Raw genomic sequence first — 26887 nt, forward strand, 5'->3', positions numbered from 1 at the left:
GACATGATTTATATCTATAATTTATTTTTTGCCAGAGAGCGATGTCTACGATGGGCTATTTCTAACCACCCATTTTTAACCATCCAAAAACTTGATTGACGGTTATTGCAAGTTGAATTTCTGGTAATACAGGCAAAAAATCTTCTCCCTGGAGTAACACTGGTTGTTGCTCTGGTAAAAATACCAAAATACTGGAATCATCAGGGTCAAGAAACCATCCAAGGCGGCTACCATACTTTAGACAGTAGAGAATGTTGCCAATTACTTTGTTGGGTTTTTGTTCTGGGGAAAGAATCTCAATCGTCCAGTCTGGCGGAAGTTCAAAATTATCAGGTACTTCATTATCAACGGTGAACGGTATGCGTCCCCACTGAAATACAGCTACATCAGGTACAATTGACCGTTCCCCAAAACTACACCGTAATTCGGGAAATGCATAGGCAATTTTCTGATTCTCTGTGACTTCATTAACAACAGCACCGAGTTTGCCTTGCAAGCGGCTATGTCTCCCTTTCGGCATTGGCTTAGAAATAATCTCACCGTTAATATATTCACTTGTAGGCTTTGTTTCTGGGAGCTTCAGAAACTCCTCCAGGGTAAGTCGTTGAGTAGTTGTAGCGCTCATAGCTCCTAAATCCCTCGAAGATGTGTTTTTAGTCTAGCAGTGATTTAGGATGCGTTTACCGAGTGTAACGCACCCTAAATTAAAGGCAGAATTGCAACTCTTAATTACGAATTATTTCCGCACCACCACTAAAGTTCCATTCCTAGCCCAGTTATAAACATTGCGTGCTTGCTTAACAGGCAAATTCACGCAACCGTGGCTGACTGGAGTTCCAAAACGATTATGCCAGTAAGCGCCGTGGATGGCATAGCCTCTGTAGAAATACATTGTGTAAGGAACGTCAGGAATGTTGTAGCCTCTGCCTCGCATCCGGTGAGTGCGATACTTAGAATTAATCCGAAATCTACCTATAGGTGTAGGGGTTGATCGCTTGCCTCCAGAAATGCGATATGAATAAACAAGTCTTTTACCTTCCCATGCACGTAAGCGTTGCTCTGACAAATCAATTTCAATCCAGCGAGTTTGGGATGTTTGTCTAATATTAGATGCAGTGATGTTGTTTTCATTTACTGACGCGGCTGTTGCTGTAGTAAAGTTCGGTGTACCTGCTAAAGGTGATGACCAAGAGAATAAAGTTGTCATCATCAGCGCCACGCCTGTACAAAAAGTTCCTGAAGAACGAATCCTACCACTGCGAATCCAAGATTGCATTATGCCTTGCCTTATAAACTACGCAAAAATTATGAAGTGAAGTAACTTTCTGGAAAACTACAAATTTTCAGATCGACTACTTGTTTACTGTCGAGGATTTACGCAATTCATCCGCTAATGCTTTTCAAAACAAGTCCTAAGCTAATCTGCATCCAATTTGCACATTTGTCATTTGTCCTTGATTAAATGATGAGTTCTAATTAATGACCGATGACTAATGACTAACTAGAAAGGACACCTTTAAAAAAATATGTCATTTAAATGCCTAAATACAAACTTTCCCCAAATTTATATTTGCATTTTTAATTTCACACAGGAATTGTCAGGATCTACGCTTATTTTATTGGGCAAATCGTTAAATGCCCGCTTCTATATTTTATTTCAAATTCCGTAATTCCGACTCCGAAGATTCCCAGCATAAAATATTGCTGGGAATCACTCAATTGTCTTGATTTGTTGTTATTAATGATTTTCTCTAAATTGCCTTTTAGTTGCTTCACCTACTATTTCTGAATTACTACTGGTGTTCCTACCGATGCCCACTCAAATAGCCATTTAGCATGTTTCGGTGCGAGATTCACACAGCCGTGGCTGACTGGAGTGCCAAACCTTTTATGCCAGTAAGCTCCGTGAATACCGTAGTTACCTTGGTAAAACATCGCATGAGGAACGTTAGGGACATCGTAGCCATTCCCGCGCATCCGTGTAGTTTTGAACTTGGATTGAATATTAAAAGTACCAATAAGAGTGGGAGTGGATTTTTTGCCAGAGGAAATAGCACTTCCATAAACCACTCTGTCACCTTCCCAAGCTATTAACCGTTGCTTTGAAAGATCAATTTGAATCCAGCGTTTATCCGATTTTTGTAATGTCTGGATTTTTTGTGCAATCACTTGATTTTTGGAATTCGCCCAAACTTCACGGGTTCCAGTAGTAGTAAAAACACTTACGGACAGTGCTGTACCAGTGAGGAGTATTTGTAAGCGACGCACCCAGTCAGTATAAATCAGTTTTTTCATTTTAGATACACTCACACTTAAATCATCAAGTCTTGAGAAACTTATCAGTTTTCACCTTTATTTCCCTATCTATTACTTTAATAGACGTGAACTTTTGATGATTTGATTCTAAGTTAACCTAACTGTTGTACCAGCTTTTTTGCTCCAGATGCGATCGCTTCCCAATTCCTCTCTGTAACAAGCTTTTTGGGAAATAATTCACCGCTTAAACCGACAGCGATCGCTCCGGCTTGTAAAAATTCTTTAGCATTTTCTAAAGTCACGCCGCCAGTAGGAATTAAGGGAATTTGACCTAGTGGCCCTTGCAAACTTTTGATATAGTCCACTCCTCCCACTGCTTGTACGGGGAATACTTTTACACAACTAGCGCCCTGACTCCAGGCGGTAACAATTTCTGTAGGAGTCATAGCTCCTGGGATGATGGGTACATCTTTTTCTTGTGCTGCTTTAATCATTGCGGAGTCAACATAGGGTGTGAAGAGGAATTGCGCCCCAGATGCAATCGCTTCTTGCAACTGTTGCACATTGAATAGCGTACCAGTGCCAATGGTACAGGCTGGTAATTCTGAACGTAGTTGACTGATTAATTCCCCAGCGCCATCGCTATTCCAGGTAATCTCAATTAAATGCATTCCTCCAGATGCTACAGCCATTGCCATTTGCTGCCCTACTTCGATTTTAGGGGCGCGGATGACTGCGATCGCCCGATGTTTTTGCAACTGTGATAACCAAATTTGATTAGGCATTTTGACTGGAAATTAGCGATTGGGAAACTCGATGCCCCTTTTGAGAATAAGGGTAATGGGGATTAAGGATTCAAGATTGGGTTAATATCAAGCAAATCTTCTCAGTCCTTATTCCCCAATACAAGCGTGACATAGTAAGAGCGATCAATTCTCAAGCTTGCTTCTTGTATCAAGTTATGTTCACGTAGCATCCATCCTATAGAGATGAAATACGATCGCGGCAGGTAGCCTGGCAATGCCCAAGTACGGAATGTTAGTAATAGACTGCAACTACACCTGTTGTAGACATCGCCTAATCTTGCTTCCTTTACATTACTTTAGAGACAGTCTTTGAAAACTCAGCCTAATTCTTCTAGTAGAGGAGAGAGCTAGTTAAAAATGCATATACTGCAATTACCAAGCAATAGTTTGATAAGCTCCTATATTCAAGACCTACTAGGAGCTTTTTTTTAATGGATTATCTAGTTTAATTAAGGTATATATCAAAAAATCGGCATTGCAATTAAACTCTTCCTTATGGTTATTAATGATTAATTCTGATGATAGATGGAATCAAAAGATTAAGATTGATACTATATATTCGTGAGTGAAAAACGTTTACCGAATTAATAACAATGAATATTCTTGCTTGGATTGTTTTAGGTCTAATTGCTGGTGCGATCGCTAAGGCTATCTATCCTGGTCATCAAGGTGGCGGAATTCTAGGAACAATCTTACTAGGAATGATAGGTGCTTTGATTGGCGGTAGCTTAGGTGTATTCTTCAATACGGGAACCTTAGCTATAACAGGCACTAGTCTCAGTATTCCTGGTGTTGCATTAGCAGTTCTTGGTGCAATTATTGCAGTTTTCCTGTGGAACTTGTTAACTCGTCGCAGTGCTGTATAAGAGCAAATTGCGAATAATGAGTGACAAAAATTTAGGAGATTCATTTAATTATTATGAATTAAATCCAAAAAACAGCGCTAGCCAAATATAAGCTAGCGCTGTTTTTTAATTATTAATAAATAAAATAACAATTGGTAGTAATCTAATACCGTGCGATCGCTGTTAAAAAACTTCTGGTCATTCTTGCGAATATGAGTTGATGCACATATTGGACATTGCATAACAATGGCTATGATGTGCTACGCCTACGCACTAATTCATCTTTTTATTCTGGAATACCTAGCTTTGTGAAAGACCCGAAACGCGGAGATATTCAAGATTACCCCTAGTGTAATCTTGAGTACCGATGCTGGAAAAAGGTCGACAAGCATCCCTCCAATAATGGCTCCAATCACGGAACCAACTCCCATAGGCGCGATGGTATTGCTCAACGCTCTACGATCTACAAATGCACCTCGACTAGCATATTTGATAACCCCTACAAGTACAGTTGGTAAGCTAACTAGAAGACTGGCTGTACCTGCTGTCTTAATATCTGCACCAAAAGCGAAAATAAGTGTTGGGATAATAACTTCACCCCCTGCAACCCCAAGTAGACTGCTTACCAGCCCAATTGCTAGTCCAAATAAGATACCTGCCAAAATGCGCCAACTTAAAGCAGGGGGTAAAAGGGCTGGTATTTGTTGAGGTAGAAAACCCTCGACTATCAAGGCAATGCCAATGAATACCAATAGCACTAAGATGATTCGTTCAAGCTGTTCGTTTGAGAGCTTTGCCGCGATCACTACCCCAAAAAAAGCAGTGATAACCGCTCCGGCAATCAAGGAGAAGATTACAGGCAGCAATGGAATAATCGGGCTGAAGGAAAGCCTACTGCCCCGAATTACTAAGGATGCAGCAATCGTAATCAAGCTGACAGCCAAGTTGATAGGCACAGCCTGCCGCACTGAATAGCCCAATGTTCCAGCAAGGACTGGCAACCGAAACTCTGCACCCCCCAAGCCAATCAGCCCTCCTAATAGCCCAATTGGCACGGCATAAAGAAAGGATAATCGGAAACGGCGTACTTCCAAGCTTGTATTTGTAGGCTCCAGAGCAGACGGGTTCTTCTTTTTCATCAATTTTCTGAGAATCTGTTAGGGTGCGTTATAAACATTAGTTCATCATGCACCGAAAGTCTGGGATGGTACGTTAGCCTACCTGACTTTTGGCGTTGCATAATTAAGGGATGAACTGTCCACATTGTGCATCCAACCTTATCCGTAAGAACAGACATCGTCGTAGTAAACAGAACTACATCTGTGTCTTTTGCGACGTGCGTTTTGCCCCGCTTCTCTACGAGACGCTACGCGAACGCTAACGCCAATTTATAGAATCATATTCAAAACGCGGATACGACGAAATTAAACAACAATGTCTAACCATGTATGTAAATGGCATTGATTTTCGTGCTATTGAGCGGCTGACTGGAGTCATATCATGTCCGGTTGATTGCTTATTAAACCTGAAGAACCCCACCCCCAACCCCCTCCCCGTTCACGGCTACGGTGTACACACAAGTCGGCCCAGAGCGAGTTTCCAGCCAAAAAAGGTGGATTCAAACTGCTCAAGTCCGCGACTCAACGTAGTAATACCAGGAGGTTTTTGAGACTTGTAACCAGACCAACCACCAAGTCGAGCAATAATCCAAGTAGCCCAAGCCAGGGTTTGAGGAGGATAGGGATTTTGTTGCAGTCGAGTTTTACCCTCTAAAGTAAGCGCAAGAGTAGATAAACAATGTTGTTGCTCGTGAGAAAAAGCAACAGTAGCTGGTAAATCAGGATTATCCCGTCCAAAAATCAGTTGTAAAATTCGCACAGCAACAGACAAAGCTAATACGGTTAGTCGTTGAATGGCGGCAATCGATTCTAATTGGGTAGCTTCAAGATTTAATCCCGCAGTTTTCAGGGTGGCAAAGAGTTGTTCAATTCGCCATCGCCATGTGTACCATCGAATCACTTGTAGTCCTTGCTCTAAACAAACAACTTGGTGGGTAGTGAGCAATCGCCAATGAATCGGTTGTTGACCTGGTGGTGGATTTACTTCCACTGCTTCAACAGCGTAAAGCGTCAGACTAGGGGCATAGTCTTGCCCATTCAATTTATCTGGACGTTGAATTGTCACTCTTCCACGGCGAACAATTAATAATGCTTCTCTTGCTGTTCTACCGATACGTGCATCTGCTGGGACATCTACTATGTAAGTCCCCTCGCTCGGCTGTTGGTTTAAGTATGTATAAAGTGATGGGGTCTTTCCCACAAGGCGACGGTCAATGCGCGCTCTGACCAGCACATGATTGTCGTGATTTGGGACTGTGGCGAATTCCTCATACATATCGCTTTCGCGGTCGGCGATGTGAGTCACGATTTTGGCATTACCAATAGTTAAACATTTTTGCGTTTCTTCGGCAGAACGTAGCCACTTGTATGATTCTTTCTTTTCTATTGGTAATAGGTGGTAGTTGCGCTCATGCTTATCTTGATGGTTAATATCTCTCGTCCACAGTTTTACTGTGCTGAGACCGTAGTGCCAAAACCTTTGCCAAACTGTGAAAAATTATTAAATGTTGGAAATGTTATTTTTACAAGCAACTTCGAGCGATCGCGTCATATCCAAGGAAACTCATAGCCATTCATCAAGTTATAAATCCGGCAATGATCTTGCACTGGATCAAGTTGCTGAAGTAGCTGAAAATTTTTATAGCAATTGAGAAGCATCTGAAATTTCTCTGTATAAATTCAGTTATTTATTGACGTCCAGCAACCGCGAAGTTTCTAACCGACTCATCCACTTTTCTAAATAAACTCGATTACCTTTTTCCTCATTTGGATCTTTAGTATCCAAAGGATAAGGCATCAGTCCCAAAATCGTTGCTGTCGTTACGCAAAACATCGATTTTTGGAAACTCATGCAAATTTGTACCCGCAAATCATCTTCACCCCGAAGACTGCGACGATAAGTTTCGTGCAAATACTCTGGAAGATAATGACGCATATCCTGCATCAACAAGGTGGGAGGAATACCCGCACCGCCAATAGGTAAAGGATCGGCATACAATGCGCCATATTGAAATCGCGTTTGATCTGGGGGAATTTGATATCCTTGGGCATTGTATGAAACTGTACCGTGGAAAGGCGTTCCCCGGAAAAATACTGCTTCTACATAAGGTATTGCTGTATCTGCTAAGAAGGTCAAACCAACGCTTTTGGGAATGATTTCATAGACCTCGCCTCGAATTTTGACGGCATAGGTAATTGGGTTTGATGCATTTGCCACTAACCCTGCTTTAATGTGTTCTACAACTTGGGGAATTGACTTAATTTCGCCTCGGTCGTAGCGGTCTGATAAGTTAAGGAACATATCAGCCATGACTCGCCAGAATTGACCTAAACCAGTGTAGTAAGCAGAGACACGCAAGTTTTCTGTTAAGAAATCTGGAAACAGTTGGTTAATAGCCGAAATTAAGGGATTATTTTTAAATTTTGCAGCGATGACAGCTTGCGCTCTTTCTTGAAATTCTTCTGTATCTAAATACGTGTCTAGTCCGCCGCCACCGTGCCACATCATGGCTTTCATGCAATATTCGGCATATTCAAAATTAATTCGGTTATGCCACCAGTGACGGAGTAATTTCTGAAAAGAAACCTCTCCATTAAAGTATTTAAAAAATGGGAAAAATATTAAAAACTGATGCTCGGCAATATAATTAAGATTTTTTGAATAGGCATCTAAAACTACGCCATAACTTTTAAGAATACCAACAACTTCCAGCACATTTTCTGGATTATCGGGAACTAATGCCTCTCCTTTTTGCAAACCTTCAATATACTCAGCTAAGGGATTGTGAGTCGCTTTCTTTTTAATCGTTACCATTGCTATCTCTCCAAAAAATTTAGGGATTAGGGATTGGGTACTGGGTACTGGGCATTGGGCATTGGGAAGGCAGTGCGGTCTTGGGGTCTCCCCAAGTGGAGCAACTGCCGTCATTGGGCATTGGGAAAACTTTTTCCCGTTCCCAGTCCCTAGTCACCAATCCCTAATCCCCATTCCCTATACCCTAATCCCCATTCCCCACTTTATCCAAGGACACTGCTACTACTACGTTTTGGCTATTCACCATTGCTGTAATTGTTGGTTCAGTCCAGCGTGCTAACCAACCAGGTTGAATACCGAAAATCACAATCAGCACAGCTAAAATTGCAGCTGGACCGCGATCGCTCCAATACACCCGTGGTAAGTTGGTAACTTGTGCAGATAAGCGTCCAAAAAAGGCACGGTTGAGAAGTATTAGGAAGTAAACCGCAGTTAAGCCTGTACCAATCATCGATAGCAGGGTTTGCACTGGAAAAACTGGGAAACTCCCCCGAAAAACGATGAATTCCGAAATAAACCCGACCATTCCCGGTATTCCAGCGCTGGCCATCGCTCCCACAACAATCAAGCTACCAATTACGGGCATACCACGTTCTGGGTTCAGCAGTCCTTGGAGAACTTCTAAATCCCGGCTTCCGGCTTTTTTATACACAACCCCTACCAGTAAAAACAGCATGGCGGAAATTAAGCCGTGGCTAATCATCTGCATCACAGCACCCAACACACTTAATGGTGTGGAAGCTGCCGCAGCTAAAAGCACATAGCCCATGTGTCCAATGGAACTGTATGCTACCATTTTTTTCATATCGGTCTGAGCGATCGCACATGATGCACCATACAATACACTCACTACAGCCCAAGTCGCTAACCAAGGAGCCACATAAGCCCAAGCTTCTGGTAATAAGTTCATACCAAACCGCAGTAAGCCATAAGTTCCTAACTTCAACAATACCCCAGCCAACAGCACAGAAATTGGTGTAGAAGCTTCAACGTGAGCATCTGGCAACCAAGTATGGAAGGGAACCAAGGGAATTTTAATGCCGAAACCTACCACAATCCCTGCTAGCAGTAAAAGCTGTGTCGCTAAAGGTAGAGTCGTAGAGTTCAAGGTTGATAGTGCAAAGCTAGAGGAACCACTCAGCCAAACCATACCGAGGAAACTTGCTAAAATCAAGATTCCTGAAACGGCAGTATAAATAAGAAATTTTGTTGCAGCATAACCCCGCTTTTCCCCACCCCAAATGGCTATCAAAAGATATAGCGGGATTAGTTCCAATTCGTAAAACAAGAAAAATAGTAGTAAATCCTGTGCCAGAAAAGCTCCAGTCACCCCAACGCTTAATAATAGTATCAAAGAGTAATAAAATTTAGGACGCTGTAGGGATTCGTCGCTGCTGTAGATGGCAATGCAAGTTAACAATCCATTTAAAACCAGCAGTGGCAAAGATAAACCATCTATTCCCAGATTATAGTTCAAGCCTAAAACATCTATCCAAGTTAGAGACTCGGCAAACTGTTGAGTTATTTCCCCTGGATGGAACTGAATTGCGAGTACTATTGTCCACAAGAAAGCGATACTGGCAAAGATTAAAGCCACCCCACGGGCAAATTTGTCACTGATGCCAGAGGGCGAGAAACCAATTAAAGCTGCACCGATTAACGGCACTAGAATTAAAACACTAAGCATAGACGGAATTCAGATTAGGGGAGCAGGGGGAGATGAGGGAGCAGGGGAGAGTAAAAACTTTTAACTCCTAACTCAGTTAAAAAGGTAATTTATCTAGCAAACCTAATGACCAGCTGATGAAAAAGCCCAGGACGCTAACAACTGCTAGGATGGTCAACATATAGCCCTGAGATTGCCCAGAAATACTGTACTTTAAAGTTTGTCCACCGAAAATAGTCGCAAATCCAACTAAGTTCACTAAACCATCGACTAAATAGCGATCACTCCAAGCAGAAATTTTAGATAGCAGTGCGACTGCACCCACTACCGTTACCCGATAAACTCGGTCAATATAAAAATCATAACCTAACAAGTCTTGCACAAATCTCCACGCCAAGATTCTGGATCTTGACCAAGCTTTGTGTAAATGAACTGTAGATCCTACGCCTACCCCAACAATAGTAGAAGTAAACAACGCTAATGCCACAGACCAATTAATACTTTCCCAATCTGGTAGCAAGTACCATTGCTGTAGCATCAGAGGCACAAGCAAAGTAAAGACTGTAAGAATCACCATTGGTAGGGCCATCTGCCAACCAACTTCTGGGGTACGACGCGTTTTCTGTTGCGGTTTCCCCCAGAAGACTAATCTAAATACTCTGGTCAAGTTTAATGCTGTTAAGCCATTAACCAATAATAAAACCCCAATTACCCAAGGGCTAATATTCACAAAACCGTCAGCCCATGCTAACATTGCCCAAAAGCTTCCTAATGGTAGGAGTGTTACCATTCCGGCTGCACCGACAATAAAAGCAGTAGTTGTGGCTGGCATCCTTGACCACAGACCGCCCATTTCTGTTAAGTCTTGGCTTTGGGTAGTCAAGATTACTGAACCGGAACTCATGAATAATAATGCTTTAGCGATCGCATGAGTTAACAGCAACATCAAGGCTACACCCCCTTGCTGCAACCCCACTGCCAAAAACACTAACCCCATATATGCACTGGTAGAATGAGATAGCGATCGCTTAATGTCAATTTGAGCTATAGATACTAATGTCGCCCCAATTGCCGTTACCGTTCCCATTACTACTAATACATTCAAGGCAACTGGCGACAGGGCTAACAATGGTTGAAGTTTATACAGCAAATAAGCTCCACCAGCTACTACTAGTGAGTTTCTCATTACCGAGGCGGGGTTGGGTCCTTCCATTGCCTCATCCAACCAAAGATGCAGGGGAAATTGAGCGCATTTACCCGCAGGCCCAGCAATTAACGCCAACCCCAACAATGTTGATGTTACTGGGCTTAAATTAGCCGTTTGCGCCCACTCATATAAATCCGAAAAGTTCAAGCTACCGGCTAAGGTAGAAAGCGTCACCACAGCCATCAGCAGCAACAAGTCTCCCACCCGTTTGGTTAAAAACGCATCCCGCGCCGCCGTCACTACTAGCGGTTGAGCATACCAGAATCCTACCAGCAAGTAAGTTGAAAGCGTCAGCACTTCTAAAAGGCAATAGCTGAAAAACAAAGAATCACTTATTGCTAAAGCACTCAGAGCTGCTTCAAAAAATCCCAGCAACGCAAAAAAACGTGCCAACGACCAGTCTTTTTCCATGTAACCCAGAGCATAAACTTGTGCAAGTAAGCTTAACCCTGTAATTAAAACCGTTGCCCCAATGCTGACTGCCGAAAGTTCCAAGGCAAAAGATAAGTCTAAATCAGCAGCTTTAAACCACGTCACCAGTAACTTTTCTGGTTCTCTATCCCAGATAATGTTAAATACAAACAGGCTATGGGCAAAAGCCAAAACACTCATCAACAAGTTTATGTATGCCGCAGGTCTTGGCCCCGTTCGCTGAATTATTCCTATTCCCCACGGCAACGTCAAAATTGCGCCTAATAAGCTATATAAAGGCACAAACCAACTTGTTGAAAATAGAAATTGATCCATTTAAATTCACCTTGACGACTCAGCCTTAATTTTAAAAAAGCTTTTATACAATTGTTTCTTTTACAAAATTAATTTAGTAGAAATATCAATATTTTTTTATTATTGTTCCAACTAAATTTTTATAAGTATTTTTACTTTTCTTTACCCTATTAAACTTTGATAAAATATAACTTTACATACGTTAAAGCATTTACTTGCTTTAAACTCACCTTTGTTTTTACATTTTTATTTCTACTTTCAACAAACTACTTTATAGGATATATTTGGAAAAATTATATATTTTTCACTTAGTCCTTGTTATATATAGCAAAAATTGGCAGAACCTTGACACAGCATAGTATAGAGCAGCTTGTCGTCCCTCCCCAGATAAAATTACCCTTGGTTATGAATGTCGTTTTGTAAATGAGATAAAGAAATTATAAATCATAAGTGGCTCCTCTAGGAATCAGTGAACTTTAATTGCTCAAGAGGGCAGATAAATTTTTGTTAAGTTTTTTAAAACTTTCTTATCATAAACTATTATAGTAATTTATATTGCCAGGAAGGCCAACCTTTCCTATGCTTAATTTGGAAGTGTTTTCTTAGCTATTAAGATCAAGCTCTCCCCGTCAAAAATTTTAAGCGACAGTACAGATTGGATTAATATTGTAGGAGTTCTGCGATGCCAATTGCAGTTGGGATGATTGAAACGAAGGGCTTTCCAGCAGTAGTGGAAGCTGCTGATGCGATGGTGAAAGCCGCCCGTGTGACTTTAGTAGGGTATGAAAAAATTGGTAGCGCTCGCGTCACCGTGATAGTTAGGGGAGATGTATCGGAAGTACAAGCTTCCGTAGCTGCTGGGGTTGAAGCGGCGAAAAGAGTTTTTGGTGGTGAAGTGTTATCCACTCACATTATTGCTCGTCCTCACGAAAACCTAGAATACGTGTTGCCAATACGTTACACAGAAGCTGTGGAACAATTCCGTACTTAAAAGCTGTTTAAACAAAGTAATTAACGCTCAAAACCTTTTTGAGCATCACTTTTGTCCAAGGCTAAAAACAATAAAAAAGGGATTAAAACTAATGTCAATTGCAGTGGGAATGGTTGAAACGCTAGGCTTTCCAGCAGTAGTGGAGGCTGCTGATGCAATGGTGAAAGCAGCCCGTGTTACTCTCGTAGGCTATGAAAAAATCGGCAGTGGTCGAGTTACCGTAATTGTTCGGGGTGATGTGTCGGAAGTTCAAGCTTCCGTGGGCGCAGGTGTTGAATCAGTGAAGCGAGTCAATGGCGGACAAGTTTTGTCTACTCACATCATCGCTCGTCCTCACGAAAACTTAGAATACGTCCTACCAATTCGTTATACCGAAGATGTAGAACAGTTCCGGGAAAATGTGAATGCTATTCGTCCTTTCGGTAGAAGACCGTAATTAAAGAATGCAAGTCGCTAAAGTTCGCGGCACAGTAGTTAGCACGCAAAAAGATCCAAGTCTTCGAGGTGTCAAACTACTGTTGTTACAATTAGTGGATGAAGACGGCAACATCTTGCCACAATATGAGGTAGCAGCAGATACTGTGGGAGCAGGAGTAGATGAGTGGGTACTTGTCAGTCGTGGCAGTGCCGCTCGTCAAGTTATTGGCAATGAACAGCGACCATTAGATGCAGTGGTAGTAGCGATTATAGATACTATTCACGTTGAAGATCGCCTAATTTACAGCAAAAAAGATCAATATCGATAAGTCATTAGTCATTTAATCATTAGTCACTTGTACTGAGCGACTTGCCCTGAAGGCAGTCGAAGGGAGCCGAAGTATTAGCTCTCGACAAAAGGCAAATGACAAAGGACAAATGACAAATGACAAATGACAATAGAGGAGGAATCTCGAAATGGCAGTCCGCAGCACGGCGGCACCTCCAACCCCGTGGTCGAGGAATTTAGCTGAAGCCCAAATCCATGAAACAGCCTTTGTACATTCATTTTCCAATCTGATTGGAGATGTACATATAGGTGCAAATGTAATCGTTGCTCCGGGGACTACGATTAGAGCGGATGAAGGCACACCTTTTTATATTGGTGAAAATACTAATATTCAAGATGGTGTTGTGATTCATGGCTTGGAGCAAGGTCGAGTAATTGGCGATGATCAAAATAAATACTCGGTGTGGGTAGGTAAAAACACTTGCATTACCCACATGGCTCTAATTCACGGTCCAGCTTATGTAGGGGATAATTCCTTCATTGGCTTTCGCTCTACGGTGTTTAATGCCAGGGTGGGTGCAGGTTGCATCGTGATGATGCACACTTTGATTCAAGACGTAGAAATTCCGGCAGGTAAGTATGTACCTTCGGGAGCGATCATTACCAATCAGCAGCAAGCTGACCGCTTGCCTGATGTGCAAGATCAGGATAAGGACTTTGCTCATCATGTGGTTGGGATTAATCAGGCGCTGCGAGCTGGTTATCTTTGTGCTGCGGATAGCAAATGTATTGCACCAATTCGGGATGAGAACACTAAATCTTATAAGGGTAATGGTGTTACTGTTTTAGAGCTAGAAAGGAGTAGTGAAGTGGCGAGCAATAGCTTGGGTGCAGAAACAATAGAGCAGGTGCGCTATCTATTGGAACAAGGGTATAAGATTGGTACAGAACACGTAGACCAGAGACGGTTCCGCACGGGTTCTTGGACTAGTTGCCAACCAATTGAACCGAGATCGATAGGTGAAGCGATCGCAGCATTAGAAAGCTGTGTTAGTGAGCATAGCGGCGAGTATGTCCGCCTGTTTGGTATTGACAAAGATAGACGACGTGTGTTAGAGAGCATCATCCAACGTCCGGATGGTAATTTTAAACCAGCTACCAATTTTAAGGCTCCGGCTAGTAGTCATAGCAATGGCAGCTACAGCAGTAATGGTAATAGTAACGGCTCTAGCAGCAGTGGCAAAGTCAATGGCGAAACTGTAGAGCAAATCCGCCAACTTTTGGCAGGTGGTTACAAAATTGGCATGGAACACGTAGACGAGCGCCGTTTCCGCACTGGTTCCTGGACTAGCTGCAAGCCAATTGAAGCAACTTCCATAAATCAAGTAATTTCCGGCTTGGAAGAATGTATAGAAAGTCATCAAGGCGAGTATGTGCGTTTAATAGGCATTGATACCAAAGCCAAGCGGCGGGTATTAGAAACGATTATCCAACGTCCAAATGGTCAAGTAGCCCCCTCTGGTAGTCAGAAATCATTTATTAGCAGTGGAACTTCTGGTAATTCTACGGCAACAGCTACTAGCAACCGTTTGAGTACAGAAGTGGTAGATCAACTCCGGCAATTATTGGCTGGTGGATATAAGATTAGCCTTGAACACGTAGACGAACGACGGTTCCGTACAGGTTCTTGGACTAGTACCGGTCAGATTCAAGCCTCCTCAGAAAGAGAAGCGATCGCAGCTATAGAAGGACACCTTGGCGAATACCAAGGGGAATATGTACGCTTAATTGGTATTGACCCCAAAGCCAAGCGTCGGGTATTAGAAACGATTATCCAACGTCCAAATGGCCAAGTAGCCTCCTCTGGCAGTCAGAAATCATTTACTAGCACTAGTAGCAGTGCGCCTTCTGCTACTGCAACAGCAACAGCTACTAGTACCCGCTTGAGTAGTGAAGTTGTAGACCAACTCCGACAATTATTGGCTGGCGGCTCTAAAATTAGCCTTGAACACGTAGACCAACGACGATTCCGGACTGGTTCTTGGACTAGTACAGGTCAGATTCAAGCCTCCTCAGAAAGAGAAGCGATCGCAGCCGTAGAAGAACACCTTGGCGAATACCAAGGGGAATATGTGCGCCTAATTGGTATTGACCCCAAAGCTAAACGTCGGGTATTAGAAACCATTATTCAACGGCCTTAAAAAGTTAGGAGTTAGAAGTTAGGAGTAGAGACGCGATTAATCGCGTCTGTACACGAGTTAGGAGTTAGGAGTTGAAAAAAATTGTTAATTCATAACTCTAAACTTAAAATTTATAACTCCTGACTTTTAATGAACTCCTAACTCTTCACTTATAACTCCTAACTCTCTATTTTCCGGCTTCCGAGGTTAAAATTTCCATGTCTGTGCCGCTACTGCGCCTCAGCAATAACTTTGATTCTTACATTAGTGGTGAGGTGACTATTCATCCAAGCGCAGTACTTGCACCTGGGGTGATTCTCCAAGCGGCTGTAAACAGCAAGATCATCATTGGGTCAGGGGTCTGTATTGGGATGGGAGCAATTCTCCAAGTCCATGAAGGAACCCTAGAGGTAGAAACAGGCGCAAACTTGGGAGCCGGTTTTTTGATGGTTGGCAAGGGCAAAATTGGAGCAAATGCTTGCATTGGGGCAGCGACAACAGTTTTTAACTGTTCAGTTGAATCTGGACAAGTAATTGCACCTGGTTCGATTTTAGGAGACACCAGTCGGCAAATTGCCCAAACAGCCCAAACAAAGCAACCAGAATCATCCACGAATAACCCTACGGCTACAAGCGCGCCACCGCAGAAGGAAGAGGAAAATGGCTTAGGGGGAGGTAAGGAAAAAGAAGTTTCCTCAACTAAATTCTCAGCTTCGGCTTTTGTGGATTTCAAACAAAATAAGTCGATTTCTTACTTTAAATCTCCCGCCACTCCAGAAAGCCAGCCTGCTCCCGTAAAGGAACCCGCCAATGATGCTGACTCCACCTTGCAACAATCTGCCCAAGAGTCTACAGAACATGACTCAGACCCCAATCAGCTAGTTACAGAACCCTCTAACGGTTTCGGGACTCAGATTTATGGGCAAGGGAGCATAAACAGACTGCTGACTACATTGTTTCCCCATAGACAATCCCTGAACGACCCAAACTCTGACGATTAGTCCAAGTAAGTGTTAATTGTAAGTTGTCAGCTTTGTGATTATCTGGGAAAGTTCATAATGGAAACATCTAATCAACGGTCTTTGAACGCCATCGAGGGAGTGAGTAATCGAGACACCTTCCAAGATACTGCTTTGGGTTTAGTTTCTACCCGCAGCTTTCCAGCAATAGTTGGGACGGCGGATATGATGTTAAAGTCAGCAGGAGTTCATCTAGTTGGGTATGAAAAAATAGGTGGTGGATATTGTACTGCAATAGTGCGGGGTGGAATTGCTGACGTGCGTCTTGCTGTAGAATCTGGTGTCCAAACGGCTGAACAGTTTGGTCAGTTGGTTTCTAGCTTAGTGATTCCCCGACCTTATCCCAACCTAGATATAGTACTTCCCATCACAACCCGTTTTACTAAATTGATGGAGGACGGCAATTACAGCCGTCTGAGTAATCAAGCAATTGGTTTGGTAGAAACGCGGGGATTCCCGGCGATGGTGGGCGCGTGTGATGCCATGCTTAAAGCTGCTGATGTTCATTTGGCTGCGTATGAAAAAATTGGTGGGGGTTTATGTACAGCCATTATTCGTGGTTCCGTAGCAAATGTAGCAGTAGCAGTAGAAGCGGGAATGTTTGAGGCAGAACGCATTGGGGAATTAAATGCAGTGATGGTAATTCCTCGTCCACTAGATGAAATGGAGCAAACCTTGCCATTAGCAAGCTGCTGGATAGAAGAACGCGAACCCTTAAACTTACCAGTGAATATTAAAGAACAAGTTGCCGAAATTGAGGTACTAAGATTACCTGATTTAACCAAGCTCCCGACAAAAATTGCAGAAGAATTATGGAATGATGAATGATGATAGATGAATTTTGAAAAATCATCATTCAGCATTCATCAGGAAGTAGAAGGAATCTTACGCTTTTCTTGTTGTTCTGATAATAGCTTCTTAAATGCATAAATAAAATACCTTTGTCTTAATAGAAATAATAGAGTTTTATCTATAGTGAAACTCATAAATTTCTATGAGTATTGCTATAGCATTTGCAAGTGTTCAGTAATACTAGTTTTATATCGATAAATAGCTATTTACAGGAGAACCAGATTTGAAGCAAGCGACGCTGCACCAGTTAAAGGTATTCGAGGCTGCGGCACGGCACAGTAGCTTTACTCGCGCTGCTGAGGAATTGTTTCTCACGCAACCTACCGTTTCTATGCAGATCAAGCAACTCACTAAATCGGTAGGGTTGCCATTATTTGAGCAAGTGGGGAAGCGGTTGTATCTCACCGAGGCAGGACGGGAATTATTTGCCACTTGTCGGCAGATTTTTGAAAGTATAGCCCAGTATGAAATGAAGGTGGCAGATTTAAAAGGGCTAAAACAGGGACAATTACGCTTGGCAGTGATTACAACTGCAAAATATTTTATCCCACGCTTGTTAGGGCCGTTTTGTCAACTTTATCCAGGAATTGATATCTCGCTGCAAGTAACAAATCACGAACAAATTTTGGAACGGATGAGTAATAACCTGGATGACCTATATATTATGAGTCAAATTCCAGAGAATATGGATGTAACTTACGAACCATTTTTAGAAAATCCTTTAATAGTTTTTGCACCGATTAATCATCCGTTATCTAAAGAAAAAAATATTCCGATCCAACGTTTATGTAACGAACCTTTTATTATGCGAGAACCTGGTTCTGGAACTCGTCGCGCCGTCCAAAGTCTATTTGAAGAACAAGGAGTGACAGTAAAAGTTAAGCTGGAATTGGGAAGTAACGAAGCTATTAAACAAGCGATCGCAGGTGGTTTAGGAATTTCGGTTTTATCTCGCCATACCTTACTATTAGATGCCTCAGAGTTTAGCATTTTAGATGTCCAACACTTTCCCATTCAGCGAAATTGGTACATGGTTTACCCAGCAGGCAAGCAGCTATCTATCGTCGCTCGTGCCTATTATGAGTATCTAATAGCTGCTGCAAAAGATTTTGTCAAGCAAAACCCTGATCCTGCTTCCACTACGCTTAAAGCAACTCACGGGTAAATAATTCGTAATTACGAAGTTACCTAAAGGGGTTGACTGTTAGACCAAGAAGCATTGACAATTAACCAGCAGAATCAATTAAAAATGGGGGAAAACTGGCAGTGGTTAACCCGGAAATACCGTCTTGGCGCAAAACAGTACAAAGCGAGATTGTAGCTGTTACAGTGTACGCTGACAGAGCATTAGTTACACGGCGGGGTGTAGTTGATTTAACAGGAATTGAACAGGAGTTAGTAATTACCTCACTGCCAGAGACTCTAGAAACTGAGTCTGTCAGGGTTAGTGGTACAGGGACGGTAGAGGTGCGCTTACTAGGAGTAAGTAGCGATCGCATCTATACCACTGAACCTGTAGCGGAGCGAGTCGCGCATTTGACAAGGCAAATTGAGCAGTTAGAAGCAGAAAAACGCCACCTGCAAGCCCAAGTAGATGCTTTAGCATTGCAGTCTAGTTTTATCGCCGGGTTACGTGAAAAGACAGAGGAACCCTTTGCACAGAGTTTGTCTCGGAAAAATCTCAGCCTTAGCGAAACTTTAGATTTTTTGAACTTTCTCGGAAGCCAGTATAGTGAGTATGCGATCGCATCTGAAGAGTGCAAAACCCAACAGCAGGAATTAGACAAAGAGCTGCAACTACTTTGGGCTTCATTGCAAAAAATCCAAACACCTCATCCTAAAGAGAGTTTTAGCTTAGTTGTAGGAGTTGAAGTTGCAGGAGAAGGCGAGTTTGAGCTAGAGCTTTCCTACCTAGTGAATTGCGCCAGATGGACTCCTTTATATGACTTGCGTTTCAGCACTACCAGCGATATTGTACATCTGAGCTACCTTGCAGAAATTACTCAAAGCACCGGCGAAGATTGGATTGGTGCAAATCTCACCCTTTCTACCGCTAAACCAGGATTAGGTACACTTCCACCCAAACTTGAACCCTGGTATATTGATGCACCACGTCCACAAATGTTACGACAACGACAATTGGTTGCCCAGCGACCACTGTTACCTCCCATACCAGAACAAGCTGCTCCTGCTGCCAAAGCAGATTGGCAAGAAGAAGACGAAGTTGCACAGGATAATTTCATTCCAGCAGAAACCATTACAGCAGAAGTATCCAAAGAAGGGAATGTAGTTACCTTTAAATTGACTGGTGGCAGTAACATTCCCAGTGATGGCGCACCTCATAAAACTACAATTTTCAACGATAATTATCCTTGTAGCTTCGATTATGTGGCAATGCCACGCTTGGTAAGTTTTGCTTATCTACAAGCTAATGTAAAGAATAGTTCCAACGGCGCTACTTTGTTGCCAGGCAAAGCGAATATTTTCCGCGACAATGTTTTTATTGGGACAAGTCAGTTAGAAAATATTGCACCAGGGCAAGAGTTCAAACTGAACTTAGGCATTGATGAAGGTTTGAAAATCGAGCGCGACTTAGTTGAACGGCTGGTAGACAAAAGATTGATTAGCAACCAGCGCCGGACTACTTATAGTTATCGATTATTGATTACTAACTTAATAGATAAAGAAGTGAAGCTGGAAGTAACTGAACAATTGCCAGTTAGCCGCAATGAGCAAATTAAGGTGCGCCTTAGCCGTAGTAACCCACAAATTCAACTTGGTGAAATGGGGATTTTAGAATGGCGGTTAACTCTTCCACCACAGGAACGAAGAGAGATATATTACCAGTTCAATGTTGAACATCCGCCTGAATTAATGGTAGTTGGATTAGATATTTAGAATCGAAGTGAGCGTTAAGCAGAAAATTATAGCAGTTTTTAATTGGATACAATGAACTCTGGTTTGGGAAGAAAGGAGTCAGAATATTCTGACTCCTAATTTTTTTGCTAGTGTATTTTATTCATCTGATCGCTATATTGTTTCCGATAACAGTAGTTTGCTAGTTAATAATCAAATACAGTTCAGTTAAGCATTTATTTCTTCTCTCGGTGTCCTCTGTAATTCTTTAAAAAATTTTGATTTTATTCATTGAATATCTCTTTTTTCTGCACTGCTATAATATTTAACTTTTTTTTCAACCTATTGTAATCAAAAAAATTAAGTTAACAATCTACTTAATTGCAACTTACTAAAAACACAGTAATTTCATATTTAAAATCTTTTTATTAACGGTTTCTTAATTATTTCTTAAAATTCAACTTTTACTATTAGGATTCCAAAGTTTTGCTGACAGTATACTCATGAAATTATCAAGACGTAACTTCTTTACATTAGCTGGTGCGAGTGCTGTCGGTGTTACAATGCTTTCTCCTCTGGAAGCCTTATATGCAAGACGTGCTAATGGCCAAGTTGTAGGATTAACTGATGGTTACGGTCCATTAGCACCTAAGCTAGCCGAAAATGCAGATGAACTCCAAAGTGTCATTCTGAATGGTATTAACTTAGGGAATACTCCCATTTTGCAGCTTCCTCCTGGCTTTAATTACACAGCGATCTCAATAAGAGGTCAGGCAATGAGTGATGGTGGTACTGTGCCTGGGAATCATGATGGCATGGCTGCATTCGAGGGTCCTAAGAACACCACAATTCTGGTACGGAATCATGAAGTAGGTGCTTTGGGTTCTAACCCAGTTCGTGTAACTCAAGACAAACTATACGATCGCCTGGGTGGCGGCACGACAAATATTGTAGTTGGGCCCAATCGTCGGGTAATCAAGGATTTTGCTTCTCTGGGCGGCACAATTCGTAACTGTGCGGGTGGTCCCACTCCCTGGGGTACCTGGGTTACCTGTGAAGAGGACGTAACGCTTCCCTCATCTGGTGGAGCAACCAAAAGGCATGGCTATAATTTTGAAGTGCCAGCCACGGACGAAATTCAGGTTGCCGACCCAGTGCCTCTGGTTGCTATGGGACGTTTTAACCATGAAGCTGTTGCTGTTGATCCGGCAACTGGATGGGTCTATCAAACCGAAGACAGGGGCGATAGCTGTTTCTATAGGTTCCGCCCTAACCAGGAAGGTAACTTGCAAAGTGGTGGCGTGCTTGAGGCGCTTGTAATTGTAGGCGCGCCTGCGGATACGCGCAAAGGCTACCTCGGCTATAAGAATATAGCGTTGTCAACCACCTGGGTTCCAATTAACAACGTTGATCCTGATACCGATACTGGTTCTGCTTCAGTGCGAGGACAAGCGCAAGCAAGCGGTGCTGCAATCTTTGCGCGGGGTGAAGGTGCTTGGTATGGCAATGGCGCGATCTACTTTACCTGTACCAGTGGTGGCGACGCTGGTTTTGGTCAAGTTTTTGCTTACAATCCTAGTAACGGCACATTGACTTTAGTCGTTGAGTCTCCTGCACAAAGCGTACTAGACTTCCCTGATAACATTACAGTTGCTCCTTTTGGTGACCTGATTCTTTGTGAAGATGGAGGCGGAGACAGTTATATTGTCGGCGTTAATCAAAGCGGCGAGCTGTATCAGTTTGCAAAAAACAATATCAATCAAAGTGAATATGCAGGAGCCTGCTTCTCACCTGATGGCCGCACAATGTTTGTCAATCTTCAATCTCCTGGAATTACCTGTGCAATTTGGGGGCCTTGGAACAGAAACCGAGCATAAGGTTAGTTATATCTAAGTGATTTGATCGCTTACAGGGCTACTCCAAGAATAAACTGGAGTAGCCCTATTTTTAGTAGGTTTTGAATGAGATTCCAGGAATACAGAGGAGACAACTAGAAATGAATCTGCTGGTTCGAGAAGTACAATCCAATGATGCTGCGGCGATTATTGGCATTCTGAACCCTATCATTGAAACCAGTATATACACTGCCTTTGATACACCGCTCACAGTCGATGCCGAACGGGAGTATATATTAAATTTTCCCCAGCGTGGGGTGTTTCATGTTGCTGTACGCTTTCCAGAGCAGACGGTTGTTGGGTTTCAAACTATGGAACCATTTGCGACCTTTACAAATGCCTTTGACCATGTGGGAATCATCGGAACATATGTGAATCTTTTGTACCGACGACAAGGCATTGGTAAAAGTCTGTTTGAGGCTACCTTTGAAACCGCTCGCATCAAAGGATACGAAAAAATTTTAACCTACGTTCGCGCCGATAATGCCCCTGCGTTAGCTAGTTATCTCTGGCATGGTTTTCGCATAGTTGGGACGGCACAAAGACAAGCCAAGATTAAAGGAACGTATATAGATGAGATCATCATTGAACGGTTTTTGTAGATAGCCTCTATGCTTCTCACTGCTACGCTAAACTTATAGCACTGAGACACTTGCCGCTATGTCTGTCACTAAAGATTTTCAAGCTTCAAAAGATGTTATATTTCCGCCAGGGGATTTATATAGTGACGAACCGCCTTTGGAAACTGACTTACATCGGCTACAAATGACGTTGCTGATTCAATGCTTAGAGTGGTTGTGGCGAAATCGCAACGATTTTTATGCATCAGGTAATCTTACCATCTACTACAGTCCACGCCAGCGCAAATCAGAAAACTTTCGGGGGCCAGATTTTTTTGTAGTACTGGGAACTGAACGCAAACCCCGTAAAAGTTGGGTTGTTTGGGAAGAAGATGGAAAATATCCTAATCTAATTATAGAAATTCTCTCAGATAGCACAGGGGACACTGACAAGGGGCTAAAAAAACAAATTTATCAAGATATCTTTCGCACACCAGATTACTTCTGGTTTGACCCAGAAACACTAGAATTTACAGGGTTCCATTTGCTTGATGGTGAATATCAACCGTTGGAACCCAATCCTCAAGGCTGGTTGTGGAGTCAACAGCTAGGTTTGTATTTGGGGGTTTATCAAGAAAATTTACGCTTTTTCACTCCTGAAGGAGAATTAGTTGCAACACCGGAAGAAGTTGCACAACAAGAGAAAAAACGCAGCGATCGCTTAGCAGCAAAACTGCGAGAATTAAATATAGATCCAGATACTATTTAGCCTCCACGCTGTTTTGCTTAAAGCTGTTGGCGCGAATGCTATATATCTTCAGGAAAAACCCATTTTGGTGGTTCCGTTATTTTCTTCCGCAGACGTTCTTGCGCCAACTCCAACATTTGGTCTAAGGGAGTCTCTTCAATAAATTTTGCTGCGGCTTCTCTAAACTCGATATTGGGGCATTTATCCCCTAAAACACATCCGTTAACACAGGCTACAGCACAGTTAATTTTTTGCTCCACAGTAAATTCCTCTCTCTAAAAGTTATTAGTTATGAGTTGTGAGTTATAACATTCCATCCCTAACTATTCACCCTTTACCCTCCAGGTAAATTTTACCTTGCTAGTTGTCATCTCATTAGTCTAAATACTTACCATTTAGAAAGTTATCAGTTATGAGTTATGATTTTGACTCCTAACTTCTCACTCTTATGAAGGGCGCTCATGTCAGAAGTTTTTGCTACTACTGGAACTATCGCTGCGATCGCTACTGCTGTCGTCCCCCAACAGGGTAGCGTTGGTATTGTACGGGTGTCCGGTTCCCAAGCAATGGCTCTAGCCCAAACTCTTTTTCAGGCTCCAGGACGGCAAACTTGGGAAAGCCACCAGATTCTCTACGGTTACATTCGCCATCCCCAGACCCAACAACTGGTAGATGAAGCCCTGTTGCTGATTATGAAAGCACCCCGTTCTTACACTCGTGAAGATGTAGTGGAATTCCATTGCCACGGGGGAATTATGGCAGTGCAGCAGGTATTACAACTGTGTTTGGAAAACGGCGCGAGACTTGCCCAACCAGGAGAATTTACTCTCCGCGCTTTTTTAAATGGACGATTGGATCTAACTCAAGCCGAAGGTATTGCGGATTTAGTGGGAGCTAAATCGCCTCAAGCTGCCCAAACAGCCCTAGCTGGTTTACAGGGGAAATTAGCTCATCCGATCCGGCAGTTACGCGCTAACTGTTTAGATATTTTGGCAGAAATCGAAGCTCGAATCGATTTTGAGGAAGACCTGCCTCCGTTGGATGATAAAGCAATAATATCAGAAATCGAGAAAATTGCCGCCGAAATAACTAGATTATTGGCAACCAAAGACAAAGGTGAGTTGCTACGCACAGGTTTAAAAGTGGCAATTGTGGGGCGGCCGAATGTTGGTAAGTCGAGCTTATTGAACGCTTGGAGCCAGAGCGATCGCGCTATTGTGACTGACTTACCCGGTACAACCCGCGATGTGGTGGAATCGCAATTAGTTGTTGGGGGAATTCCCGTACAAGTGCTAGACACAGCCGGGATTCGGGAAACAACAGACCAAGTGGAAAAAATTGGTGTAGAGCGATCGCGTCGTGCTGCCAATGCCGCTGATTTAGTCTTGCTTACCATTGATGCTTCAGTCGGTTGGACAGAAAGCGATCAAGAAATTTATGAACAAGTGCAACACCGTCCATTAATTCTAATTATTAACAAAATAGATTTACTAGAAGAAAGCGAAAGAAAAATTCTTCAATCCCAAATCCAAGTTGCGCTGGAAGCGCACCAAAGGTGCGGCCCAAAATCTCAAATTGTCACAGCCGCCGCCCAAAATCAAGGCATTGATGCTTTAGAAAAAGCGATTTTGGACATAATTAAATCAGGAAAAGTTCAAGCTGCTGATATGGATTTAGCCATTAACCAAAGGCAAGCAGCAGCCTTAACTCAAGCTAAAATTTCCTTGAAACAAGTAGAAGCAACAATTGCCCAGCAACTCCCTCTTGATTTTTGGACAATTGATTTACGTGGTGCAATCCAAGCACTAGGAGAAATTACTGGTGAGGAAGTAACAGAATCAGTTTTGGATAAAATTTTTAGTAAGTTTTGTATTGGTAAATAAAGAGTAGATTGGCAAAAGCGAAATGCAAACCAACATTTATACTAATCTTTGTGAAGTTTTACTATTGTTCAACTTAACCTGCAATTGATAACTAAATGTACATATCAATTCGTCAAGCAACCATACAAGATACGGTGATAGTCTCGGATGTATTGTTAGAAGCAGCTTTGTGGCTCCAAGAGCGTGGTATACCTCTGTGGGGTGATAGCGAGGTATCGCTAGAAAGTATCTCGGAAGATGTTGCTAACGGCTTGTTTTTTATTGCTGAATGGGCAGGTGAACCAGCTGGTACAATCAAGTTTCAGCTTGAGGATTTACTTTTCTGGCCAGACATTTCTCAGGTAGAGTCAGCATTTGTACATCGCCTCGCAGTTCGACGACGCTACTCTGGCGGGAAAACCTCTTCAGCACTGTTGACTTGGGCTGTTGAATACGCACAAACACTTGGTAAACGTTATTTACGTCTAGATTGCGATGCTTCGCGTCCGCGCTTGAAAGCATTATATGAAGATTTTGGTTTCCGTCATCACAGCGACAGACAAGTTGGTGCTTATTTTGTCTCCCGCTACGAATATGAAATACCTCCACAAGTGACCTAAATTAATATGTCTTTTATCGATGAAATTAATCCCGTCAACGCATTGATTGTGGGAGCCAACCGAGGTATTGGTTTGGGTTTTGTGAAAAAATTGCTACAAGATCACAGAATAGCCAAAGTTTATGCAACTTATCGTCAACCAGAGTCAGCCTCAGAGTTAATATCTCTTGCAGGCGAACATTCTGAGCGATTAATTTGTCTTGAAATGGATATTACTGACGAGTTACAAATTATTGAAGCTGTTCAAAAAATACGTACCCAAGTTGACAAACTGCATTTGGTAGTCAACTGTGTAGGACTGTTGCATGAAGATACTTTACAACCAGAAAAAAGCTTAAAACAGATCAATTCAGAAAATTTGCTGCGTTACTTTCAAATAAATAGTATTGGTGCTGTCTTGCTAGCTAAACATCTATTGCCTTTGTTTCGTCATGGAGAACGCAGTGTGTTCGCTAGTATTTCTGCTAAATTGGGCAGTATTGGCGATAACCAACTTGGTGGATGGTATGGCTATCGGGCTTCTAAAACAGCACTTAATATGTTGATGCGAACTGCGGCAATTGAGTATAAAAGAAGTTGTCCTAAAGCATTAATAGTAACATTGCACCCTGGTACAACTGATACGCGCCTTTCCCATCCTTTCCAGGGAAATGTACCTACGGAAAAATTATTCTCAGTGGAACGCACTGTTAACCAATTATTGGCTGTGATTGAACAGCTTCAAGAAGGCGATAGTGGACAGTTTTTCTCGTGGGATGGGAGCAGATTGCCTTGGTAACTGCGTTACGCTGGTGCTAGTGAAATTTACGTTACTTGTAACCAAAGCCTATGAAGTTTTTTGTGCCAGCAGCCAAGGATGATATCAAAGCAGAGCAGGTGTATAGTGCTTTTGCTCGGTCTGTGAAAGCACCAATAACCGAAAAGCGTATTTGGAAGTTACAGTGGCGCGATCGCGAAATTGATATGAAATGCGAGGTAGGTAAACCCTTACCATCCTCTTATCAAACGGGGAAAGAGCTAGTTATGGCAATCTTTGAGTGCGAAAACCTTTATAAAATTTGTACTCTTACCCGTGGGGGAGTAAAGGGAGAACCTATCTTAGTTGGCAAAAACTCTGTATCTTCAGCAACGTGTTTTTCAGATAATGTACATAACTGACT

General features: G+C 42.4%; 26 protein-coding genes and 2 pseudogenes. 18 read left to right on the plus strand and 10 right to left on the minus strand.

Going from position 1 to position 26887, the window contains the following annotated elements:
- Window positions 1–61 precede the first annotated feature (61 nt).
- The 4 genes from H6G96_RS04160 to H6G96_RS04175 form a co-directional block, all read right to left on the minus strand.
- On the minus strand, window positions 62–625 hold the full coding sequence (locus H6G96_RS04160) for a Uma2 family endonuclease (RefSeq protein WP_190910274.1): 564 nt from the start codon (window positions 623–625) through the stop codon (window positions 62–64).
- Between the two features lie 111 nt (window positions 626–736).
- Window positions 737–1276 carry a L,D-transpeptidase gene (locus tag H6G96_RS04165; RefSeq protein WP_190910275.1) on the minus strand — a complete coding sequence of 180 codons (540 nt, stop codon included), beginning with the start codon at window positions 1274–1276 and terminating at the stop codon, window positions 737–739.
- Between the two features lie 503 nt (window positions 1277–1779).
- On the minus strand, window positions 1780–2295 hold the full coding sequence (locus tag H6G96_RS04170) for a L,D-transpeptidase (RefSeq protein WP_190910276.1): 516 nt from the start codon (window positions 2293–2295) through the stop codon (window positions 1780–1782).
- Between the two features lie 113 nt (window positions 2296–2408).
- Complete coding sequence (locus H6G96_RS04175) at window positions 2409–3041, minus strand: bifunctional 4-hydroxy-2-oxoglutarate aldolase/2-dehydro-3-deoxy-phosphogluconate aldolase (protein WP_190910277.1); 633 nt, start codon at window positions 3039–3041, stop codon at window positions 2409–2411.
- Window positions 3042–3655: 614 nt separating this feature from the next.
- Here H6G96_RS04175 and H6G96_RS04180 point away from each other — a divergent pair.
- Window positions 3656–3928 carry a GlsB/YeaQ/YmgE family stress response membrane protein gene (locus tag H6G96_RS04180; protein WP_190910278.1) on the plus strand — a complete coding sequence of 91 codons (273 nt, stop codon included), beginning with the start codon at window positions 3656–3658 and terminating at the stop codon, window positions 3926–3928.
- Window positions 3929–4185: 257 nt separating this feature from the next.
- Here H6G96_RS04180 and H6G96_RS04185 read toward each other — a convergent pair whose 3' ends face one another.
- Window positions 4186–5046 carry a sulfite exporter TauE/SafE family protein gene (locus H6G96_RS04185; RefSeq protein WP_190910279.1) on the minus strand — a complete coding sequence of 287 codons (861 nt, stop codon included), beginning with the start codon at window positions 5044–5046 and terminating at the stop codon, window positions 4186–4188.
- 110 nt (window positions 5047–5156) lie between these two features.
- On the opposite strand from H6G96_RS04185, the pseudogene H6G96_RS41115 reads away from it, so the two are divergent.
- Window positions 5157–5393 (plus strand): annotated as a pseudogene (locus H6G96_RS41115) (hypothetical protein); the annotation flags it as partial.
- Between the two features lie 77 nt (window positions 5394–5470).
- On the opposite strand, the pseudogene H6G96_RS04190 reads toward H6G96_RS41115, so the two are convergent.
- Window positions 5471–6490, minus strand: a pseudogene (locus tag H6G96_RS04190) (IS4 family transposase); the annotation flags it as partial.
- 49 nt (window positions 6491–6539) lie between these two features.
- Between H6G96_RS04190 and H6G96_RS04195 the strand changes: the two are divergent.
- A complete protein-coding gene (locus H6G96_RS04195) occupies window positions 6540–6677 on the plus strand; it encodes a hypothetical protein (RefSeq protein ID WP_190910280.1) in 138 nt (45 codons plus the stop codon).
- Window positions 6678–6709: 32 nt separating this feature from the next.
- Here the strand turns inward: H6G96_RS04195 and H6G96_RS04200 are convergent, their stop codons facing one another.
- The 3 genes from H6G96_RS04200 to H6G96_RS04210 form a co-directional block, all read right to left on the minus strand.
- Entirely contained in the window at window positions 6710–7840 is a 1131-nt protein-coding gene (locus H6G96_RS04200; RefSeq protein ID WP_190910281.1) for a CO2 hydration protein, read from the minus strand.
- 184 nt (window positions 7841–8024) lie between these two features.
- Window positions 8025–9527: an NADH-quinone oxidoreductase subunit M gene (locus H6G96_RS04205; protein WP_190910282.1), complete on the minus strand. Its 1503-nt coding sequence runs from the start codon at window positions 9525–9527 to the stop codon at window positions 8025–8027.
- 76 nt (window positions 9528–9603) lie between these two features.
- A complete protein-coding gene (locus H6G96_RS04210) occupies window positions 9604–11460 on the minus strand; it encodes an NAD(P)H-quinone oxidoreductase subunit F (protein ID WP_190910283.1) in 1857 nt (618 codons plus the stop codon).
- A 661-nt stretch (window positions 11461–12121) separates the two neighbouring features.
- Between H6G96_RS04210 and H6G96_RS04215 the strand changes: the two genes are divergently transcribed.
- The 11 genes from H6G96_RS04215 to H6G96_RS04265 all read left to right on the plus strand — a co-directional run bounded on the left by H6G96_RS04215 (window position 12122) and on the right by H6G96_RS04265 (window position 23267).
- The gene (locus tag H6G96_RS04215; protein WP_012410633.1) at window positions 12122–12430 is read left to right on the plus strand and encodes a carbon dioxide-concentrating mechanism protein CcmK; all 309 of its coding nucleotides are present in this window, start codon (window positions 12122–12124) and stop codon (window positions 12428–12430) included.
- Between the two features lie 91 nt (window positions 12431–12521).
- Window positions 12522–12866, plus strand: coding sequence for a BMC domain-containing protein (locus H6G96_RS04220; protein ID WP_039748664.1), 345 nt, complete (start codon window positions 12522–12524; stop codon window positions 12864–12866).
- Window positions 12867–12873: 7 nt separating this feature from the next.
- Window positions 12874–13176 carry a EutN/CcmL family microcompartment protein gene (locus H6G96_RS04225; protein ID WP_190910284.1) on the plus strand — a complete coding sequence of 101 codons (303 nt, stop codon included), beginning with the start codon at window positions 12874–12876 and terminating at the stop codon, window positions 13174–13176.
- A gap of 148 nt (window positions 13177–13324) precedes the next feature.
- Complete coding sequence (locus H6G96_RS04230; RefSeq protein ID WP_190910285.1) at window positions 13325–15337, plus strand: ribulose bisphosphate carboxylase small subunit; 2013 nt, start codon at window positions 13325–13327, stop codon at window positions 15335–15337.
- 197 nt (window positions 15338–15534) lie between these two features.
- The gene (locus tag H6G96_RS04235) at window positions 15535–16317 is read left to right on the plus strand and encodes a transferase (RefSeq protein WP_190910286.1); all 783 of its coding nucleotides are present in this window, start codon (window positions 15535–15537) and stop codon (window positions 16315–16317) included.
- Between the two features lie 57 nt (window positions 16318–16374).
- Window positions 16375–17163: a BMC domain-containing protein gene (locus tag H6G96_RS04240; protein WP_100899924.1), complete on the plus strand. Its 789-nt coding sequence runs from the start codon at window positions 16375–16377 to the stop codon at window positions 17161–17163.
- A 247-nt stretch (window positions 17164–17410) separates the two neighbouring features.
- Window positions 17411–18352, plus strand: coding sequence for a LysR family transcriptional regulator (locus tag H6G96_RS04245; protein ID WP_190910287.1), 942 nt, complete (start codon window positions 17411–17413; stop codon window positions 18350–18352).
- A gap of 101 nt (window positions 18353–18453) precedes the next feature.
- Window positions 18454–20085, plus strand: coding sequence for a mucoidy inhibitor MuiA family protein (locus tag H6G96_RS04250; protein WP_190910288.1), 1632 nt, complete (start codon window positions 18454–18456; stop codon window positions 20083–20085).
- Between the two features lie 461 nt (window positions 20086–20546).
- The gene (locus tag H6G96_RS04255) at window positions 20547–21920 is read left to right on the plus strand and encodes an alkaline phosphatase PhoX (RefSeq protein ID WP_190910289.1); all 1374 of its coding nucleotides are present in this window, start codon (window positions 20547–20549) and stop codon (window positions 21918–21920) included.
- A gap of 119 nt (window positions 21921–22039) precedes the next feature.
- Window positions 22040–22540, plus strand: coding sequence for a GNAT family N-acetyltransferase (locus tag H6G96_RS04260; RefSeq protein WP_190910290.1), 501 nt, complete (start codon window positions 22040–22042; stop codon window positions 22538–22540).
- Between the two features lie 58 nt (window positions 22541–22598).
- Window positions 22599–23267: a Uma2 family endonuclease gene (locus H6G96_RS04265; RefSeq protein ID WP_190910291.1), complete on the plus strand. Its 669-nt coding sequence runs from the start codon at window positions 22599–22601 to the stop codon at window positions 23265–23267.
- A gap of 38 nt (window positions 23268–23305) precedes the next feature.
- Here H6G96_RS04265 and H6G96_RS04270 read toward each other — a convergent pair whose 3' ends face one another.
- Window positions 23306–23506, minus strand: a complete 201-nt coding sequence (locus H6G96_RS04270; protein WP_190910292.1) for a hypothetical protein — start codon at window positions 23504–23506, stop codon at window positions 23306–23308.
- A 201-nt stretch (window positions 23507–23707) separates the two neighbouring features.
- On the opposite strand from H6G96_RS04270, the gene mnmE reads away from it, so the two are divergent.
- From mnmE to H6G96_RS04290, 4 genes are all read left to right on the plus strand, one after another.
- Window positions 23708–25129, plus strand: a complete 1422-nt coding sequence (mnmE, locus tag H6G96_RS04275) for a tRNA uridine-5-carboxymethylaminomethyl(34) synthesis GTPase MnmE (protein ID WP_190910293.1) — start codon at window positions 23708–23710, stop codon at window positions 25127–25129.
- Window positions 25130–25224: 95 nt separating this feature from the next.
- Window positions 25225–25728 (plus strand): GNAT family N-acetyltransferase, encoded by a 504-nt coding sequence (locus tag H6G96_RS04280; RefSeq protein ID WP_190910294.1) that lies wholly within the window; start codon window positions 25225–25227, stop codon window positions 25726–25728.
- Between the two features lie 6 nt (window positions 25729–25734).
- Window positions 25735–26505 carry an SDR family NAD(P)-dependent oxidoreductase gene (locus H6G96_RS04285; protein ID WP_190910295.1) on the plus strand — a complete coding sequence of 257 codons (771 nt, stop codon included), beginning with the start codon at window positions 25735–25737 and terminating at the stop codon, window positions 26503–26505.
- A gap of 50 nt (window positions 26506–26555) precedes the next feature.
- Complete coding sequence (locus H6G96_RS04290; protein ID WP_190910296.1) at window positions 26556–26885, plus strand: hypothetical protein; 330 nt, start codon at window positions 26556–26558, stop codon at window positions 26883–26885.
- Window positions 26886–26887: the final 2 nt, after the last annotated feature.

It is taken from the genome of Nostoc sp. FACHB-892 (assembly GCF_014698795.1).
Lineage (GTDB): Bacteria > Cyanobacteriota > Cyanobacteriia > Cyanobacteriales > Nostocaceae > Nostoc.

Coding starts and splice junctions, on each gene's coding strand:
- H6G96_RS04160 (WP_190910274.1), bottom strand. CDS start 625: ATGAGCGCTACAACTACTCAACGACTTACCCTGGAGGAGTTTCTGAAG.
- H6G96_RS04165 (WP_190910275.1), bottom strand. CDS start 1,276: ATGCAATCTTGGATTCGCAGTGGTAGGATTCGTTCTTCAGGAACTTTT.
- H6G96_RS04170 (WP_190910276.1), bottom strand. CDS start 2,295: ATGAAAAAACTGATTTATACTGACTGGGTGCGTCGCTTACAAATACTC.
- H6G96_RS04175 (WP_190910277.1), bottom strand. CDS start 3,041: ATGCCTAATCAAATTTGGTTATCACAGTTGCAAAAACATCGGGCGATC.
- H6G96_RS04180 (WP_190910278.1), top strand. CDS start 3,656: ATGAATATTCTTGCTTGGATTGTTTTAGGTCTAATTGCTGGTGCGATC.
- H6G96_RS04185 (WP_190910279.1), bottom strand. CDS start 5,046: ATGAAAAAGAAGAACCCGTCTGCTCTGGAGCCTACAAATACAAGCTTG.
- H6G96_RS04195 (WP_190910280.1), top strand. CDS start 6,540: ATGTTATTTTTACAAGCAACTTCGAGCGATCGCGTCATATCCAAGGAA.
- H6G96_RS04200 (WP_190910281.1), bottom strand. CDS start 7,840: ATGGTAACGATTAAAAAGAAAGCGACTCACAATCCCTTAGCTGAGTAT.
- H6G96_RS04205 (WP_190910282.1), bottom strand. CDS start 9,527: ATGCTTAGTGTTTTAATTCTAGTGCCGTTAATCGGTGCAGCTTTAATT.
- H6G96_RS04210 (WP_190910283.1), bottom strand. CDS start 11,460: ATGGATCAATTTCTATTTTCAACAAGTTGGTTTGTGCCTTTATATAGC.
- H6G96_RS04215 (WP_012410633.1), top strand. CDS start 12,122: ATGCCAATTGCAGTTGGGATGATTGAAACGAAGGGCTTTCCAGCAGTA.
- H6G96_RS04220 (WP_039748664.1), top strand. CDS start 12,522: ATGTCAATTGCAGTGGGAATGGTTGAAACGCTAGGCTTTCCAGCAGTA.
- H6G96_RS04225 (WP_190910284.1), top strand. CDS start 12,874: ATGCAAGTCGCTAAAGTTCGCGGCACAGTAGTTAGCACGCAAAAAGAT.
- H6G96_RS04230 (WP_190910285.1), top strand. CDS start 13,325: ATGGCAGTCCGCAGCACGGCGGCACCTCCAACCCCGTGGTCGAGGAAT.
- H6G96_RS04235 (WP_190910286.1), top strand. CDS start 15,535: ATGTCTGTGCCGCTACTGCGCCTCAGCAATAACTTTGATTCTTACATT.
- H6G96_RS04240 (WP_100899924.1), top strand. CDS start 16,375: ATGGAAACATCTAATCAACGGTCTTTGAACGCCATCGAGGGAGTGAGT.
- H6G96_RS04255 (WP_190910289.1), top strand. CDS start 20,547: ATGAAATTATCAAGACGTAACTTCTTTACATTAGCTGGTGCGAGTGCT.
- H6G96_RS04260 (WP_190910290.1), top strand. CDS start 22,040: ATGAATCTGCTGGTTCGAGAAGTACAATCCAATGATGCTGCGGCGATT.
- H6G96_RS04265 (WP_190910291.1), top strand. CDS start 22,599: ATGTCTGTCACTAAAGATTTTCAAGCTTCAAAAGATGTTATATTTCCG.
- mnmE (WP_190910293.1), top strand. CDS start 23,708: ATGTCAGAAGTTTTTGCTACTACTGGAACTATCGCTGCGATCGCTACT.
- H6G96_RS04280 (WP_190910294.1), top strand. CDS start 25,225: ATGTACATATCAATTCGTCAAGCAACCATACAAGATACGGTGATAGTC.
- H6G96_RS04285 (WP_190910295.1), top strand. CDS start 25,735: ATGTCTTTTATCGATGAAATTAATCCCGTCAACGCATTGATTGTGGGA.
- H6G96_RS04290 (WP_190910296.1), top strand. CDS start 26,556: ATGAAGTTTTTTGTGCCAGCAGCCAAGGATGATATCAAAGCAGAGCAG.